We start from the raw sequence: 1,250 nt of genomic DNA, 5'->3' as shown, positions 1-1,250 counted from the left end.
TGCGGATCAGTTGTCCTGCTCCAGCCGGTCCACCATTTCGCCAAAGCCGCGCGCCTTGGCGTGTTGCAGCGGGGTGACGCCGTCGCGGTCGGCCAGGCTTCGGTCGGCCCCGGCGGTCAGCAGGGCATCCAGAACGGCCTGGTGGTTCGGACCGCCGTCGCCCAGGACCACCGCCTCCATCACCGCGGTCCAGTGCAGGTTGTTGACGTGATCGAGCGGCGCGCCGGCGGCGATCAGGCGCCGGACGACCTCGACATGGCCCAGATGCGCCGCCGCGATCAGCGCGGTGCCGTCATAGGGGCTGGTCATCAGCCCCGGATCGTTGCCGAGCGCGATGGCCAGCGACATCAGGTCGGGGTCATCGGCCACGGCGGCGATGGTGACCACGTCATAGGCGCGCCCGTCCAGCGCGTTCATATCCGCCCCGGCTTCGGCCAGCGCGCGCAGGGCCGCGTCGGACGAGGCGAAGGCGGCCACATGGAGGGGCGTGCGCCCCTTGGGATCCCGCGCATTAACGTCGGCCCCGGCCGTGACATGCCGCTGGATCGCATCCAAATCGCCCACATGCGCGGCCAGAAACAGCCCGTCGTAGGCGGCGATCTCTCGGGCGGAGGGGGCGGTCTGGGCCGACGCGGCCGCGCCGAGGGCGATCCAGAGGGCGGCGAGAATGAGGCGGGTCATGTGAATTCCCTTCAGCGGCAGTGCCTGATTGGCCGGGCCGCGCGCCTGGGCGCGGCCCGGTTGTCTCATTCCGCCCCGATGGTATCGAGGCCCACGCGGGCGCAATCGGCGTCGATGGCGCCCGACGGCGCACCGCCGACCCCGATGCCCCCGACAAGCGCGCCGCCGATGCGGATCGGCAGGCCGCCGGCCTGGATCACCAGCCGCGCATCCATGTCCCGCAACCCGTTGTTCTGCGGGCTGCCGGCGATGAAGTCGGCCAGGCTGGCGGTGTCGCGGCCAAGGCCGGCCGAGGTGAAGGCCTTTCCGGTGGCGCTGGACGCCGTGTGCGGCCCGGACTTGTCGGCCTTCAGCAGGACCTTGGTGGCGCCGTCGCGCGCCACGATCGCGACGCTGACGTTGTGGTTCAGCTCGGCACAGGCGGCCAGCGCGGCACCAGCGGCCTCGGTCGCCATCGCCAGCGGCAGGTAGGGGGCGGTGGGAAGCTCTTGCGCGGCGACGGCAAGGGGGGCTGCGACGGCGGCCAGAAGGATGGTCGGTCGGAACATGTCGGATCTCCTGTGTGAATG

The 1,250-nt window shown here is 71.6% G+C and carries 2 protein-coding genes; both read right to left on the bottom strand.

The window, feature by feature from the left end:
• Positions 1-6: 6 nt before the first annotated feature.
• The gene (locus tag AB0T83_RS20225) at positions 7-681 is read right to left on the bottom strand and encodes an ankyrin repeat domain-containing protein (RefSeq protein WP_366194996.1); all 675 of its coding nucleotides are present in this window, start codon (positions 679-681) and stop codon (positions 7-9) included.
• Positions 682-746: 65 nt separating this feature from the next.
• Complete coding sequence (locus tag AB0T83_RS20220; protein WP_366194995.1) at positions 747-1,229, bottom strand: GlcG/HbpS family heme-binding protein; 483 nt, start codon at positions 1,227-1,229, stop codon at positions 747-749.
• Between the last annotated feature and the right edge of the window lie 21 nt (positions 1,230-1,250).

It is taken from the genome of Meridianimarinicoccus marinus (assembly GCF_040689105.1).
Taxonomy (GTDB): Bacteria; Pseudomonadota; Alphaproteobacteria; order Rhodobacterales; family Rhodobacteraceae; genus Meridianimarinicoccus; species Meridianimarinicoccus marinus.
The sequence above is the reverse complement of the archived record's forward strand: the minus strand, read 5'-3'. Positions and strand labels throughout refer to the sequence as shown.